The organism is Streptomyces aurantiacus JA 4570 (assembly GCF_000414115.1).
GTDB lineage: Bacteria > Actinomycetota > Actinomycetes > Streptomycetales > Streptomycetaceae > Streptomyces > Streptomyces aurantiacus_A.
Genome location: NZ_AOPZ01000067.1, coordinates 67,880 through 81,737, shown reverse-complemented (window position 1 = coordinate 81,737; position 13,858 = coordinate 67,880). Strand labels below are relative to the sequence as shown.

Genomic DNA, 13,858 nt, shown 5'->3' with positions numbered 1-13,858 from the left:
AGAATCCGGGAAACGTTTTCCCCAACTTGCCACAGATCGCGCCTGGTTAGCAACGCGGGCGTGCAACTATCCGGCGATTAGCCGGACTTGGCACTTGACGATTCCGCGTTCCGGGTCGCTAGCATCCTCGAAAAGGAATACGTTTTCCTAACCGATGACCTTGGAGGAAGCCATGCCGGCCTGGACACGTCCACACTCCTGGACTCATGCGAAACGCCTCACCACTGCCGCGGTCCTGTCCGTGGTGACCGCGACCGCCACCGCCTGCGGCGGCACCGGCACCCAGACCCGGGCGGACGGGACGCTCTCGTTCACCGTGGCGGTCGTCGAACCGGACCTCACGACCGTGCCGATCCTGGCGGCCCTCGACGCCGTCCGCCGCGAGGGCCACAAGGTCGACGTCGTCGAACTGGCCGAGCCCGAGCTGGCCGTCGAGGGCCTCGCCCAGGGCGACTACGCCATCTCGGCGGAGGCGACGGGGCCGGCGCTCAGCGCCATCGAACAGGGCGCCCCCATCAAGATCATCGCCGATGCCGTCGGCAACCAGTGGGCGCTCTACGGCAAGCCCGGCATCACGTCCTGCGCCGACCTGGAGGGCCGCCCGTTCGGGATCTTCAGTCAGGGCGCGGTGGCGACGGCCATCGCCAAGGACTGGGTGGGCGCCGAGTGCGGTGCCGGCGAGCGGCCCCGCTACCTCACGATCGGCGGCTCGGACGTGCGCGCCCAGGCCCTCGCCTCGGGGGAGATCGACGCGACGCCGCTGGAGATCTCCGACGCGGTCGCCCTGGAGTCCTCGGGCACGTCCGGCCTCACCAAGGTCGTCGACTTCGCCGAGACCTTACCGAACCTGCATCCGCAGACCGTGTACGCGAACTCCTCGTTCCTCTCCGAACACCGCCCCGTGGCCCAGGCGTTCGTCACCGCGCTGGTGCGGGAGCACGCCAGGATCAACGCCGACCCCCAGCACCTCGTGGATCTGGTGGACACCTATCTGCCGGAGGAGGACCAGGAGGACGTGGCCCGCGTCGCCCGCCGGTACAGCGACGCGGAGCTCTTCGACGCGGCGGCTCTGACGCGGCAGAACGTCCAGGGCACCATCGACTTCTTCGCCCGCGCCGGCGTGATCGGACGGGGCATGACCACGCGGGACGCGGCCGACCTCAGCTTCGTCCGGGAGGCGGCATGAGCGCCGCGCCGGCGCCCCGGGCGCCGCTGCGGCGGATCCTCGACGCCAACTGGCCCTACCAGCTCCTGACGTTCGCGCTCTTCGCCGCGGTCTGGGAGCTCTACGCCCGGCAGCGGGGCGGCCTCCTCCTGCCCGGCTTCGCCGAGACGGCCCGGGCCACGGTCGACCTGCTCGGCGAGGCGGAGCTGTGGCGGGCCCTGTACGTCAGCAACCAGGCGCTGGCGCTCGGCTTCGGCATCGCCGTCGTCGCCGGTGTCCCCGCTGGCATCGTCCTCGGCCGGTTCCGGCTCGTCGAGCGGTACGCCGACGTCTACCTCAACATCCTGCTCGTCACGCCGATGGCGGCGATCATTCCGCTGCTCGTCATGTCGGTGGGGGTCGGCCTGGCCTCACGCGTCCTGCTCGTCGCGGTCTTCTCGATCGTGATGGTGGTGGTGAACAGCCGTACCGGCGTCCGGCAGGTGGACCCCTCGCTCATCGAGATGGCCCGCTCGTTCGGCGCCGGCGAGCGGCAGATCTGGGCGCGGATCCTGCTGCCCGGCGCGCTCCCGGCGATCATGACGGGCGTTCGGCTCGGCATCGGCCGTGCGGTCACCGGCATGGTCATCGTGGAACTGCTCATGGTCTCCGACGGGTTGGGCGGACTGATCCTCACCTACCGCGGCCTGCTCAAGGCGCCGCTGCTCTACGGCACCATCGTGATCATCCTGGCGGAGGCGCTCCTGCTGATCTCCGTCGCGCGGTGGGCCGAACGAAAACTGACTCGATGGGCCCGTACGCAGACGACAGGAGGCGCCCAGTGATCAAGATCCGTGGATTGGGCAAGAGCTTCACCGGACAGGACGGCAGCACCGTCGCGGCGCTGCGCGACGTCGACCTCGACGTGGGCGCGCACGAGTTCCTGACCGTGCTCGGCCCCAGCGGCTGCGGCAAGACGACCCTGCTGAAGGCCGTCGCCGGGCTCGTCCCCTGGGACGACGGCGACATCCTCGTCGACGGCGCGCCGGTGCGCGGGCCGGGGCCCGACCGCAGCGTGGTCTTCCAGGACTTCGCGCTGCTGCCCTGGGCGACCGTCCTCGACAACGTCGCCTTCGGCCTGCGAATGCGCGGCGTCGGCCGGGCCGAGCGCGAGGAACGCGCGCGCTCGCTGATCGCCACGGTGGGCCTGACGGGCTTCGAGTCCAAGCTGCCCGGCGAGCTCTCCGGCGGCATGCAGCAGCGCGTGGGCATCGCCCGCGCCCTCGCCGTACGGCCTCGGGTGCTGCTCATGGACGAGCCGTTCGGCGCGGTCGACGAGCAGACCCGGCGGCTGCTCCAGGAGGAGTTGCTCTCGATCTGGGAGGAGCACCGGCCGACCGTCGTGTTCGTCACCCACAGCATGGAGGAGGCCGTGCTCCTCGGCGACCGCGTCGTCCTGATGAGCGCCCGCCCGGGGCGGATCGCCGACATCGTGCCCGTGGGCCTGCCACGGCCTCGCGCCGGCGACGTCGGAGCCCTCGGGAAGTCCGGCGAGTACGCCGAGATCACGGCGTACTTGTGGGACCGGCTCCGCGCCATGCACGCGGAGCACCGCCCGGCCGGGGCGGCCTCGTGAACGCCCGGGACGGCGTCGTGAAGGTCCGCAGCGACGTCGTGAAGGTCCGCCACGGCCTCGCGCACGTCCCGGCCGCGCCGGTCGCCCTGGCCGCGGGGGCCGCGGCGTGGGAACTCACCGGACGGCTCGCGGACGCGTCCTTCTTCCCTCCGATCAGTACGGTCCTCGCCCGCCTCGCCGAGCTGACGGGCGACGGCACGATCCTCCCCGCCCTGCGCGACAGCCTGGTCAACCTGGCCCTCGGGCTTGTCATTTCCCTCGTCGGCGGTCTCGTCGTCGGCGTGGCCATGGGCCGGTTCCGCAAGGTCGAGGCCGCGCTCGGCGTGTACGTGTACGCGCTGCTCACCGCGCCGTCGCTGGTCTTCGCGCCGGTCTTCTTCTCCCTGTTCGGGGCGGGCCGCGGCGCGATCGTCGCGGTGGTGGTGACGTACGCGATGTTCGTCGTCATCGTCAACACCGCCGCCGCGATCCGGTCCGTGCCCGCGCACCTGGTCGAGATGGCGCGCTCCTACGGCGCGGGCGAGGTGCAGGTGCTGCTGCGCGTCATGCTGCCGGCCGCCGCGCCCATGATCATGGCCGGTGCCCGGCTCGGTGTCGGCCGTGCCGTCACCGGCATGATCAACGGCGAGATGTTCATCGCGGTCGTGGGCCTCGGCCACATCGTCACCGAGGCGGGCGGGCGCTTCGACAGCGCGAGCGTCCTCGCCGTGCTCCTGGTCGTGATCGCTGTGGCGCTGGGGGCCGTCGCCCTCGTCCAGGCCGTCGACCGCAGGGTCACCCGCTGGGTTCCGAAGACATCGAGGGGACACCGATGAACAGCAACGAGGGGATACCGATGAGCGGCAGCAAGATCGACGCGTACAGCCACATCCTGCCCGCACCGTATTTCGCGCGCATGCGTGAACTCGCCGTCGACGCGGGCGCGCTCAAGCGCTGGCTCGAACTGTCCGCGCTGCACGATCTCGACGCGCGGCTGCGGATGATGGACGAGTTCGGCGACGGCTACCAGCAGGTGCTCACCCTGTCCTCACCACCGATCGAACTGCTCGCGGGGCCCTCCGAGTCCGCGGCCCTCGCCCGCCTCGCCAACACGTCGATGCGCGAGCTGTGCGAACGCCACCCCGACCGCTTCCCCGCGTTCGTCGCCTCGCTCCCGATGAACAACCCGGACGCGACGATGCTCGAACTCGCCCACGCCATCGACGACTTGGGCGCCCGGGGCGTGCAAGTTTTCACCAACGTCAACGGGCGGCCGCTGGACGATCCGGCGTTCCGGCCCGTGTTCGACGAGATGGCGCGGCGGGACCTGCCGATCTGGATGCATCCGACCCGCAGCGCCGCCTTCGCGGACTACGCCACCGAGGACACCTCCGCGTACGAGATCTGGTGGGCGCTCGGCTGGCCCTACGAGACCAGTGTCGCCATGGCCCGCCTCGTCTTCTCCGGCCTCCTGGAGCGGCACCCGGACATCAAGATCATCACCCATCATCTGGGGGCGATGATCCCGTACCTGGAGGGCAGGATCGGCCTCGGCTGGAGCGACCAGCTCGGCAGCCGCACCGCGGGCGAGGAGTTCGCGCGCCTGCGCCGCGAGCGGCTGCCGCGGCGGCCGCTGGACTACTTCCGCCGCTTCTACGCCGACACCGCGCTGTCGGGGTCCGCCATCGGCACGCGGTGCGGCCTGGACTTCTTCGGCACCGACCACGTCGTGTTCGGCACGGACTGCCCCTTCGACCCCGAGGGCGGCCCGCTGTACATCCGCGAGACGATCCGCGTCCTCGACGGGCTCGATCTGACGGACGCCGCGCGTGCGCGGATCTACCACGGGACGATCAGGCGCCTGATGCGGCTGCCCTGACCGCGGGCGCCGCGCCACGGCCGAAAGGCAGCCGGGAAACGGGGAATCCGACAGGAGAAAGGGCGGCCCGCCACGTATAACGGGGGCATGAGCGATCACTCCCCGGGCCGCGTCAGGCGCCTGCTCCGCACCCTGGACCACGCCGCTTTCCACAAGGTCGCCGCGCGGTCGTGGCCGGGCGCCGAGCGCGCTCTGCCCCGGCTGAGCCACAGTGCCAACCACGGGCTGCTGTGGTTCGGCGTCGCGGCCGGCATGTGGGCGGTCGGCGGCACCCGCGAGCGGCGTGCGGCGGTGCGCGGTGTCGCCTCGCTCGCCCTCGCGTCGGCGACCGTCAACACCCTCGGCAAGGGCGCGGTGCGCCGTACCCGTCCCGTGCTCGACGCGGTCCCGGTGATACGTCACCTGCCGCGCCAGCCCGTCACCAGCTCCTTCCCGTCCGGCCACGCCGCCTCGGCGGTCGCGTTCACCGTGGGCGCCGCCCTGGAGTCGCGCCGCTGGGGTGCGGCGATCGCGCCCGTCGCGGCGTCGGTCGCGTTCTCCCGCGTCTACACCGGCGTGCACTATCCGAGCGACGTCCTGGCCGGCGCGGGCCTCGGCGCGGGCGCCGCCTTCGCCGTACGCGGCCTCGTCCCCTCCCGCTCCCAGCTGCCGCCCCCGGCCCGGCCGCGCGCCGACGCCCCGGCGCTGCCCGACGGCGAGGGGCTGTTCGTCGTGGTCAACCCCTCCTCCGGCGCGCAGCCGCAACTGGCCGACCCCGTGCGCCAGTTGAAGATCGCCCTGCCGCGCGCCGAGGTGATCATCTACGAGCCCGACGCGGGGCCGCTGCCCCAGGTGATCGCGGAGGCGGCGCGGGACGCGGCCCGGTGCGGCGGCGTCCTCGGTGTCTGCGGCGGCGACGGCACCGTCAACGCGGCCGTGGTCCCCGCCCTGGAGTACGGCGTGCCGCTGATGGTGCTGCCCGGCGGCACCTTCAACCACTTCGCCGCCGACCTCGGCACCGAGTCCGTCACCGAGGCGTGCGCGGCCGTGGCGCGGGGAACGGCCGTCCGCGTGGACGTCGGCCGGGTCTCCCCGATCCTGGCCCCGCACTCCCCCGCCCGGGCCGAGGCCGAGCCCGTGTACTTCCTCAACACCTTCAGCCTGGGCTCCTACCCCGACCTCGTACGGCTGCGGGAACACTGGTCGCCGAAGATCGGCGGCCCCGCCGCCACGCTGCTCGCCGTCGGCCGGGTACTGCGGACCACCGAGCCGCTGCGCGCCGTCGTCAACGGGCGGCGCCGCGCGATGTGGCTGCTCTTCGCGGGCAACGGCGCCTACCGCAACGTGGGCATCGCCCCGGTGCGCCGCCACGACCTCGCCGACGGCCTGCTGGACGTGCGCATCGCCCACGGCGGCCACTTCGCCCGCACCCGCCTGCTCGCCACCGCCCTGGCCGGCGGCCTCGCCCGCACCCGCCTCTACGCCTCGGCGCACTCCCGGCACCTCGTCGTGACGGACCTGCCGGAGGGGACGCACATGGCGTACGACGGCGAAGTGCGGGACGCGCCCGCCGCGCTGCGCGTCGACAAGCTGCTCGAGGCGCTGACCGTGTACCGGCCCGTGGAGGAGCGGCCGGCGCTGGACCGCTGAGGCCCGGCGTAGGAAAGGTCGGTACCTGGGTCCGGCACGGCGCGCGTGGCGGCCCGGGAGTTCGTGGTCCGTCGAGCGGTACTCAGCGCCGGAGGGACGGAGGCAGTTCCACCCAGCGCCGTGGGATGTCGTGATCAAGTGCTTCCCGGCCATCGCTGATGCGCAGGCCGGCGGCGGCACAGGCGTAGGCGAGGACGTCGACGCCGTAGGGGAAGGCGTGCCGCCGCTGCCAGAAGCGGAAGTGCCAGTAGGCAGGCGGATCCGACTCGTCCGGGGAGAGCCCGATCTCCTCGCGGCCGACGAGGTCGCCATCGCGTGCCAGGGTGCCGAAGGTGCCGCCCTTGGGGTTGAAGTAGATGCCGTACGCCGCGGTGCCCCGCGATATCGCCCGCAGCACGGCGTCGTCGTCCGGCATGTATCCGTCTTGCGTGATCACGCAGCCGCCAGGAGCGCCGGGCACGCTTGTCACTCCCAGGTAGCGCAGGGACGCCTGGTGGTCCATCAGGTCGAAGGGGGCGTGCTCCTGGTCCGCCCTCGGGCACTGCGCGGGGTCGGCGCCCAGACGCCGGATCAGCTCGTCCTCGGTGAGACCCCGCACGAAGCAGATGCCGAGCCCTTCCGTGTGCAGCTCCTGCTCACCGAATGCCGTGATGAGCGCGTCCGCCTCCCGGAAAGCGGAGGCTTCCTCGGCGGGCAGCTGCATCGCCCCCGGCAGCCTCTCGACGAGCGGCGCGAGCGACGTGGTCAGCAGCAGCCGGCCCGGTGACCAGAGACCGGTCTGCGGCGTCCACACATCGGCCCCGGCCGCGATCAGCCTGCGGACGCTGTCCTCGTCCCCGTTGCAGGCCGCGTACCACAACGGGCTGTGCCCTTCGTCGTCGTGGGGGTCGGCCTCCGCGCCGTGCGCCAAGAGCGCGGCGACCGCTCCCACCGCGGCGTGCTCTGCGGCCCTGTGCAGCGGTGTGGCCTCCTCGCTTCCGAAACGGGCGTCGGGCGGCGCGCCCGCGTCGAGCCGGACCTGAATCAGCGACGTGTCCTTCCAGTCTTCGGAGCCGATTCCTTCCCAGTCGGCCCGGGGCACATAGCGCTGCCGTTCTTCCTCCTCATGGCGCAGCGCCGCGCGCTGATGCCCGGACAGAGGCGGAGCCAGGAAGCCGGGTGGCCCACTCATCTGGATCGTCGCGAAGGAACCCGGCTGCTCCGCCGGGTCCGGTGGCTCGAGTCCCGGCCAGACCTCGACCGCCTGCGCCGCCGCGGCGTGCAGTGCCGCGGTGTCGATCGGGGTGCGCGTCTCGGCGACGCCCTCGTCCGGCCATTCGACGACGAGATGCGCGATGCCGGGCGGCGGGAGTTCGGCCAGATACAGATCGACATCGGTCTTGAAAGTGGAACGGCGGGAGTTGTCCAGGCCAGGGTCCAGTGGAATCAGCCCGACGGCCTGGCCCGTGACGGTCGAGTGCGCTCGCCCGTCGGACCCGGTCCACTGCAGCAGCCGCTGTTCCTTGGCGTCCAGCGAGGTCACGCGGCGACCGTCGCTGAACAGCAGGCCGACGCGGAGCCCGGACTGACGGGTCGAGTCGGCGCTGCGCCAGCGGGTCGTGCGGAAGACGGACAGATGCAAGGTGGCCGAGCGTGGCCACAGCGACCAGCCCGTCATCACCACCCGCACATGCGGCCCGGCCCCGGCCGTCGCCAGATGCGACGAGAGCACCGGCGCGAACCAGTCGACCGGTGGCGCGTACCGGGCGGCGTCCTCTCCCGGAGGGGCAAGACGGACCAACGCCGTCCGCTCGCCGGGCGGTTCTTCCGGTAGCAGCAAATCGTCGAAGAAACCCATGCGCCGATCGTGGCAGAGGGGTCTGACACCGCCCGCCCACCGTCGGCGGGAGCCCGGCTCGGCATTACGGGCCCAGCCGGGCATCGGCGTCCGCGCTGTCCGGCCTCTCAGCCCAGAAGGCTCCCCAGCACCGCCACGCCCTCCCGGATGTCCGACGGGGTGCTCGCCGCGTAGCCGAGGACCAGGCCCGGCCGTCCCGGGCGCTGGGCGTGCCAGGACAGGGGCTGCACCTTGACGCCGCGCTCCAGTGCCGCGGCGGCCAGCGCGGTGTCGTCGCGGCCCGGCTCGAAGGTGACCGTCAGGTGCAGGCCCGCGGCGGCGCCGTGGACGACGGCGCCCGGGAGCCGGGCCGCGATGGCCGCGATCATGGCGTCGCGGCGGCCGCGGTGGCGGCGGCGCAGGAACCGCAGGTGCCGCTCCAGTTCCCCCGACTCCATCAGGTGGGCGAGGACGAGCTGGGGCAGCGCCGCGTTGCCGAGGTCGGCGAACCGCTTGGCGTCGACGAGGGCGCTCCGGTGGCGGCGGGGCGCCAGCAGCCAGCCCACGCGCAGGGCGGGCGCGAGGAGCTTGGAGACGCTGCCCGCGTAGGCGACGTGCTCGGCGAGGGTGGAGCGCAGGGCGGGCACGGGCGGCCGGTCGTAGCGGTGCTCGGCGTCGTAGTCGTCCTCGATGATCAGTCCGCCGTCCCGGGCCCAGTCCGCGAGCTCACGGCGCCTGCCGCCGTCGAGGACCACGCCGGTGGGGAACTGGTGGGCCGGGGTGAGCAGCGCGACGCGGGCGCCGGTGGCGCGCAGCGCGTCGACGCGGATGCCCTGCTCGTCGACGGGCACGGGCGGTGTCTGGAGGCCGGAGTTGTGCAGGTGCTGTCGTATGCCCAGGGAGCTGGGGTCCTCGATGGCGACGCGGGCGACCCCCTCGTCCCGGAGCACCAGCGCGAGCAGGCCGAGCGCCTGGGCGGTGCCCGCGACGATCAGGACCTCGTCCGGGTCCGCGGCGATCCCCCGGTTCAGGGCGAGCCAGCGCGCGACGGCGCGGCGCAGGGACGGGGTGCCGCGGGGGTCGCCGTAGCCGAAGTCCGACGGCACGAGTCCGGCGAGCACCGACCGCTCGGCGCGCAGCCAGGCCGCGCGCGGGAACGCGGCGAGGTCCGGCAGGCCGGGCGACAGGTCGATGCGGGCGGGCGCGGCGCGCAGCGCGTCGAAGACGCCGGCATCGGGCGGGGCGGTGAACAGCGGCGGCTTCCCTGACGTGCCGTCATCGGCGGTCACTCGCGGTTCTGTCACCCGCCGCTCCGTCGGGCGCGCGAGGGGCGCCGCCACCACGACGGTCCCGCCCCGGCCCCGGCCCGCCACGTGCCCGTCCTCGGTGAGCCGCCGGTACGCCTCGGTGACCACGCCGCGCGAGACACCGAGCTCCCCGGCCAGGACGCGGGTGGCGGGCAGCCTGCTCCCGGCCGGCAGCAGCCCGTTCGCCACCGCGTGCCGGATGTGCCGGGCCAGCCAGTCGGCCATGCCGCCCTTCGGGGCTTCGGCGGGGTTCAGCTGCAGGAAGTCGGAGGCGGCGACTTCCGTGGGCGGGCCGACGGTGGTTATGGACCCCTCAGAAGGAGATCCATTGGACCTGTTCATGGATCCATTGTGCCGGGAGAGTCAAGTCATGGAGTTCCTGCTGACCTCGCTCGTGCTCATCGTGACGCCGGGCACCGGAGTGCTGTTCACCATCGCGGCCGGCCTCGCGCGGGGCACCCGGGCCGGTGTGGTCGCGGCGGTGGGCTGCACCGTGGGCATCGTCCCGCACATGCTCGCCGCCATCACCGGCCTCGCCGCGCTGCTGAACACCAGCCCCTTCGCGTTCCAGACACTCAAGTACCTGGGGGTGGCGTACCTGCTCTACATGGCGTGGAAGACGCTGCGCGACAAGAGCGTCCTCGCGGCCGATCAGGACGGTGCCCCGCGCTCGGATTCCGACGTCATCGTGTCCGCCGTCCTGCTCAATCTGCTCAACCCGAAGCTCACCCTGTTCTTCCTCGCCTTCCTTCCGCAGTTCGTCGACAAGGGCGAGTCGTACGCCTTCCTGCGGATGGCCGAACTCAGCGCCTACTTCATGCTGGCGTCCCTGGTCGTGTTCGCCCTCTACGGGGTGTTCGCCGCCGCGTTTCGCGATCACGTCATCGGGCGACCGCGGGTCATGACGTGGCTGCGTCGCGTCTTCGCGGGCGCGTTCGCGGTACTGGGGGTGAAGCTCGCCTTTCTCTGACACCGCCCGCCCGAACTGCTTCCGCCCCCTCCCCCACACATCCGTCTCATTTCCCCTTCTCCCGTTTTCTCCGTTCTCCCGTTCTATCCCTTCTCTCTATCCCTTCTCTCGTTTCCTCCGTTCTCACGTCTCCCGATCGGAATCACCGTGCACTTCCAACACTCGACCGACCTCTGGCAGGACTTCCCCCACCTGGTCCCCGGAGTGATCTTCACGCGAGGCATCACACACGACGCGACGGTCGACCGGCCCGTCACCGAGTTCAGCGCGGCGGCCGCCGAACGGCTCACCGCGTCGCAGGAGAGCGGACTGCCCGAAGTCCAGGCGTGGCGGCGCGCGTTCTCGGCCATGGGCCTGAAGCCCACGCAGTACCGCTGCGCCTCCGAATCCCTCCTGCGGCGCTTCCGCAAGGAGGGTTCCCTGCCCCGCATCCACCCCCTGATCGACCTCTGCAACGCGGCGTCCTTGGCGTACGGCATCCCCGTCGGCGTCTTCGACGCGTCCCGTATCAGCGGGAACCTCGAAGTCCGGTACGCCGACGGGGACGAGGCGTACGCGACGTTCTCCGGCGGGACGGAGCGCCCCGACCCCCGCGAGGTGATCTTCGCCGACGACGCCCGCCGGGCCCACGCCCGGCGCTGGACCAACCGCCAGAGCGGCTACTCGGCCGTCCGGGACAGCACTTCGGAGGTCCTGATCGTCGTGGAGGGCCTGCACGAGACGGCGCCGGCGGACGTGCCGAAGCTGATCGCCGCGCTCGCCGAGGAGATGCGCACCCACTGGCCCGTCACGCCGCAGACGGCGGTGCTGACGCAGGCTTCGCCGCGGTTCGTGTGCTGAGACCGCCTGCGCTCAGGGCTCGCGGCGCCGCGGCGTCATCATCAGCGTGCTCGGCCGCACGGTGGCACGGGCCTCGGGCCGGACCTCCCGGCCCGAGGTGAGGTCCAGCCGCCACATCCTGGCCAGCGTGGCGATCGCCGTGGCGAGTTCGGTCATCGCGAAGTGGTCGCCGATGCACTTGTGCTTGCCCGCTCCGAACGGGAGAAAGGCGCCATCGGGCAGAGCGGCCTGCCACGTCTCGTCCAGCCAGCGGTCGGGGTCGAAGCGCAAGGGATCCGGGAACAGGGAGGCGTCCCGGTGCAGTGCGTGCTGGCAGTACGCGAGTTCCGTGCCGGGCGGGATCTCCCAGTCGCCGAGGCGGACCGCGGCGAGCGTGCGGCGGGTCACCAGCCACCCGGTGTGATGCAGCCGCAGCGCCTCGGTGATGACGTTGCGGAGGTAGGGGAGCCGGGGCAGGTCCGCGAAGGTCACCGCGCGTCCCTCGAGGACGTCCTCCAGTTCCTTCTGCAGACGCGCGTCCACTTCCGGGTTGCGGGCCAATTCGTACAGCACCCACGAGAGGACCGACGCCGTGGTCTCGGTACCGGCCACCGCCAGCGTGAGGACCTCCGAGCAGATCTGGTGGACCGTCATCGGCCGGCCCGTCTCCGGGTCCTCGGCCCGCAGCAGCGTGGAGAGCATGTCCCCCGTGTCGTGGCCGGACGCCCGCAGGCCGTTCACCGCGCCGCCGACGATGTCCCGTACCGCCGCCCGGGAAGAGTTGAACCGCCAGTTGGCCGGCAGGGGCAGCCGCTCCACCCAGTCCGGCAGCATGACGCGAGCGCCGACACCGTTCATCACCACCGACAGATCGCGCCGAAGACGACGGAACGCCTGCTCGTCCAGGCTCGAGGCGAAGACCGTCGCGGCGAGCATGTCCAGTGACAGCTTGACCATGGCCTCGCGGACATTGAGCGTTCCGCCCGGCGTCCATGCCTCGGCCGTGCAGACCACCTCGTGGCGCATCAGATCCACGTACCGCGCGATCTCGTCGTGCCGGAAGGCGGGCTGCAACTGGCGCCGTTTGCGGACGTGGTCGGAGCCCGCGGCGGTCACCACGCTGTCGCCGCCGAGGACTTGGCCCATCTTCTCGAAGAACCGCCCCTTGTCGAGCCCGGGGGCGAGGTCCACCAGCATCGCGCGGATCAGAGCCGGTTCATTCACGACGACGGTGGACTGCCGTGGCTGCAGATGAATTCTCACCAACGGGCCGTAGTCCCGCAGCGAGGCGATGAAGGCCAGGTTGTCACGCAGGAGGGGTATCGCGTGGCCGAGCAGCGGGAGGGCTCCCGTTGCCGTGGGGATGGGTGACGCCGCAACGGTGGTCACGTCGGCTCAGTACTCCTGAAGCGGTAGGGACAGTTCCGCCCATCACTTCCCGTCCCGACACCTGAGCAACCTGTGATCTGTGAGGCACACGAGCCGAGTTGGCCAGATCACAGCATAGATCGTTTACGGCCGGGGCAGCCTCGGATCGCACCTCGATCAATGAGCATGCCAAGCGTCCGCTCGTGGGCGCCGGGGGGAGCCGTACGAGCACACCCCTAGGAGAACGTGAATGCCCCAGGACGTCCGGTTCGACATCCCCTTCTCCACCCCCGTCAGCGAGCACCTCGACTACGCCCGGGACCGGCACCTGCGCTGGGTGCGCGAGATGGAACTGGTGCGCAGCCAGGCCGGTTTCGACGAGTATCTGACCTGGGACCTCCCCCAGGCGGCCATACGCACCTACCCGTACGCGTCGGCCGACGACATGGTCGTGCTGATGAACTGGTTCTCCCTGGCCTTCCTCTTCGACGACCAGTTCGACATGGCGCAGCCCGGCCGCGCCGATCGCATAGCGGACGTCGCACGAGAGCTGGCCGTCACACCACTGCGCCCCGTGGGCAGCGCGCCCCGCGTCGTCTGCCCCATCACGAGGGCGTGGGCGCAGGTGTGGGAGCAGCTGTCCGACGGCATGTCCCTGGCCTGGCGGACCCGGTTCGCGGCGTCCTGGGGGCGGTTCCTGGTCGCGCACTCCGAGGAGATCGACCTCGCTGCCGACGGCGTCACACTCGGCATCGCGGAGTACACGGCGTTCCGCCGGCGCACCGTGGGCATCCATCACAGCATCGACGCGGGCGAGCGCAGCCGCCGCTTCGAAGTGCCCGCGCAGGCCCAGGCCCATCCGGTGATGATCCGGCTGCGCGATGCCGCGGCGGACACCATCGGCTTCATGAACGACATCCACTCCTTCGAGCGCGAGGCACGGCGCGGAGACGGCCACAACCTCATCGCCGTGCTCCGCCGCACGCACGACTGCGGTTGGGAGGACGCCGTGACCGAGGCGATCCACCGGACCGAGGAGCGCCTGCGGGACTATCTGCGGCTGGAGTCCCAGGTGCCGCAGATGTGCGACCAGCTCCGGCTGAGCGACGACGAACGCGTGCGGGTGGGGATGGGGGTGGAAGCCGTCCAGCACTGGATCAACGGCAATTACGAGTGGGCACTCACCACGGGCCGCTACGCGGCGGTCAAGAACACTCCCGCGTCCGCGGCCGAGAAGCAGGGGCACGGCTCCCTCGACGACTTGCTGGGCGTCTGACACGTACGGGGGGTGCGGCCCGGCGTGGAGGACGC

General features: G+C 71.8%; 12 protein-coding genes. 9 read left to right on the top strand and 3 right to left on the bottom strand.

What is annotated here, in order from left to right:
* The first annotated feature begins 241 nt into the window (after window positions 1–241).
* The 6 genes from STRAU_RS08870 (at window position 242) to STRAU_RS08845 (ending at window position 6,267) form a co-directional block, all read left to right on the top strand.
* Window positions 242–1,186 (top strand): ABC transporter substrate-binding protein, encoded by a 945-nt coding sequence (locus STRAU_RS08870; protein ID WP_016639932.1) that lies wholly within the window; start codon window positions 242–244, stop codon window positions 1,184–1,186.
* Window positions 1,183–1,989 (top strand): ABC transporter permease, encoded by an 807-nt coding sequence (locus STRAU_RS08865; RefSeq protein ID WP_016639933.1) that lies wholly within the window; start codon window positions 1,183–1,185, stop codon window positions 1,987–1,989. Before STRAU_RS08870 ends, STRAU_RS08865 begins: the two co-directional genes overlap by 4 nt.
* Window positions 1,986–2,780, top strand: a complete 795-nt coding sequence (locus STRAU_RS08860; protein WP_016639931.1) for an ABC transporter ATP-binding protein — start codon at window positions 1,986–1,988, stop codon at window positions 2,778–2,780. Before STRAU_RS08865 ends, STRAU_RS08860 begins: the two co-directional genes overlap by 4 nt.
* Entirely contained in the window at window positions 2,777–3,595 is an 819-nt protein-coding gene (locus STRAU_RS08855; protein ID WP_016639930.1) for an ABC transporter permease, read from the top strand. Before STRAU_RS08860 ends, STRAU_RS08855 begins: the two co-directional genes overlap by 4 nt.
* On the top strand, window positions 3,592–4,638 hold the full coding sequence (locus tag STRAU_RS08850; RefSeq protein WP_016639929.1) for an amidohydrolase family protein: 1,047 nt from the start codon (window positions 3,592–3,594) through the stop codon (window positions 4,636–4,638). The genes STRAU_RS08855 and STRAU_RS08850 overlap by 4 nt, the downstream gene beginning before the upstream one ends.
* Before the next feature lie 87 nt (window positions 4,639–4,725).
* Window positions 4,726–6,267, top strand: coding sequence for a bifunctional phosphatase PAP2/diacylglycerol kinase family protein (locus STRAU_RS08845; RefSeq protein WP_016639928.1), 1,542 nt, complete (start codon window positions 4,726–4,728; stop codon window positions 6,265–6,267).
* A gap of 82 nt (window positions 6,268–6,349) precedes the next feature.
* On the opposite strand, the gene STRAU_RS08840 is transcribed toward STRAU_RS08845, so the two are convergent.
* Both STRAU_RS08840 and pdxR read right to left on the bottom strand, forming a co-directional pair.
* On the bottom strand, window positions 6,350–8,104 hold the full coding sequence (locus STRAU_RS08840; protein WP_016639927.1) for an ankyrin repeat domain-containing protein: 1,755 nt from the start codon (window positions 8,102–8,104) through the stop codon (window positions 6,350–6,352).
* 107 nt (window positions 8,105–8,211) lie between these two features.
* Complete coding sequence (gene pdxR, locus STRAU_RS08835; RefSeq protein ID WP_016639926.1) at window positions 8,212–9,732, bottom strand: MocR-like pyridoxine biosynthesis transcription factor PdxR; 1,521 nt, start codon at window positions 9,730–9,732, stop codon at window positions 8,212–8,214.
* A gap of 28 nt (window positions 9,733–9,760) precedes the next feature.
* On the opposite strand from pdxR, the gene STRAU_RS08830 reads away from it, so the two are divergent.
* A complete protein-coding gene (locus STRAU_RS08830; RefSeq protein WP_016639925.1) occupies window positions 9,761–10,360 on the top strand; it encodes a LysE family translocator in 600 nt (199 codons plus the stop codon).
* Window positions 10,361–10,507: 147 nt separating this feature from the next.
* Window positions 10,508–11,200 (top strand): B3/B4 domain-containing protein, encoded by a 693-nt coding sequence (locus STRAU_RS08825; protein WP_016639924.1) that lies wholly within the window; start codon window positions 10,508–10,510, stop codon window positions 11,198–11,200.
* A gap of 12 nt (window positions 11,201–11,212) precedes the next feature.
* Here the strand turns inward: STRAU_RS08825 and STRAU_RS08820 are convergent, their stop codons facing one another.
* A complete protein-coding gene (locus STRAU_RS08820) occupies window positions 11,213–12,568 on the bottom strand; it encodes a cytochrome P450 (RefSeq protein WP_016639923.1) in 1,356 nt (451 codons plus the stop codon).
* A 229-nt stretch (window positions 12,569–12,797) separates the two neighbouring features.
* Here STRAU_RS08820 and STRAU_RS08815 point away from each other — a divergent pair, with 229 nt between their 5' ends.
* Window positions 12,798–13,823, top strand: a complete 1,026-nt coding sequence (locus STRAU_RS08815; protein ID WP_016639922.1) for a 7-epi-alpha-eudesmol synthase — start codon at window positions 12,798–12,800, stop codon at window positions 13,821–13,823.
* Window positions 13,824–13,858 lie beyond the last annotated feature (35 nt).

Excerpts from the sequence above, each read along its gene's own strand:
- STRAU_RS08845 (WP_016639928.1), top strand. The coding sequence starts at position 4,726 with ATGAGCGATCACTCCCCGGGCCGCGTCAGGCGCCTGCTCCGCACCCTG.
- STRAU_RS08850 (WP_016639929.1), top strand. The coding sequence starts at position 3,592 with ATGAACAGCAACGAGGGGATACCGATGAGCGGCAGCAAGATCGACGCG.
- STRAU_RS08815 (WP_016639922.1), top strand. The coding sequence starts at position 12,798 with ATGCCCCAGGACGTCCGGTTCGACATCCCCTTCTCCACCCCCGTCAGC.
- STRAU_RS08865 (WP_016639933.1), top strand. The coding sequence starts at position 1,183 with ATGAGCGCCGCGCCGGCGCCCCGGGCGCCGCTGCGGCGGATCCTCGAC.
- pdxR (WP_016639926.1), bottom strand. The coding sequence starts at position 9,732 with ATGAACAGGTCCAATGGATCTCCTTCTGAGGGGTCCATAACCACCGTC.
- STRAU_RS08830 (WP_016639925.1), top strand. The coding sequence starts at position 9,761 with ATGGAGTTCCTGCTGACCTCGCTCGTGCTCATCGTGACGCCGGGCACC.
- STRAU_RS08840 (WP_016639927.1), bottom strand. The coding sequence starts at position 8,104 with ATGGGTTTCTTCGACGATTTGCTGCTACCGGAAGAACCGCCCGGCGAG.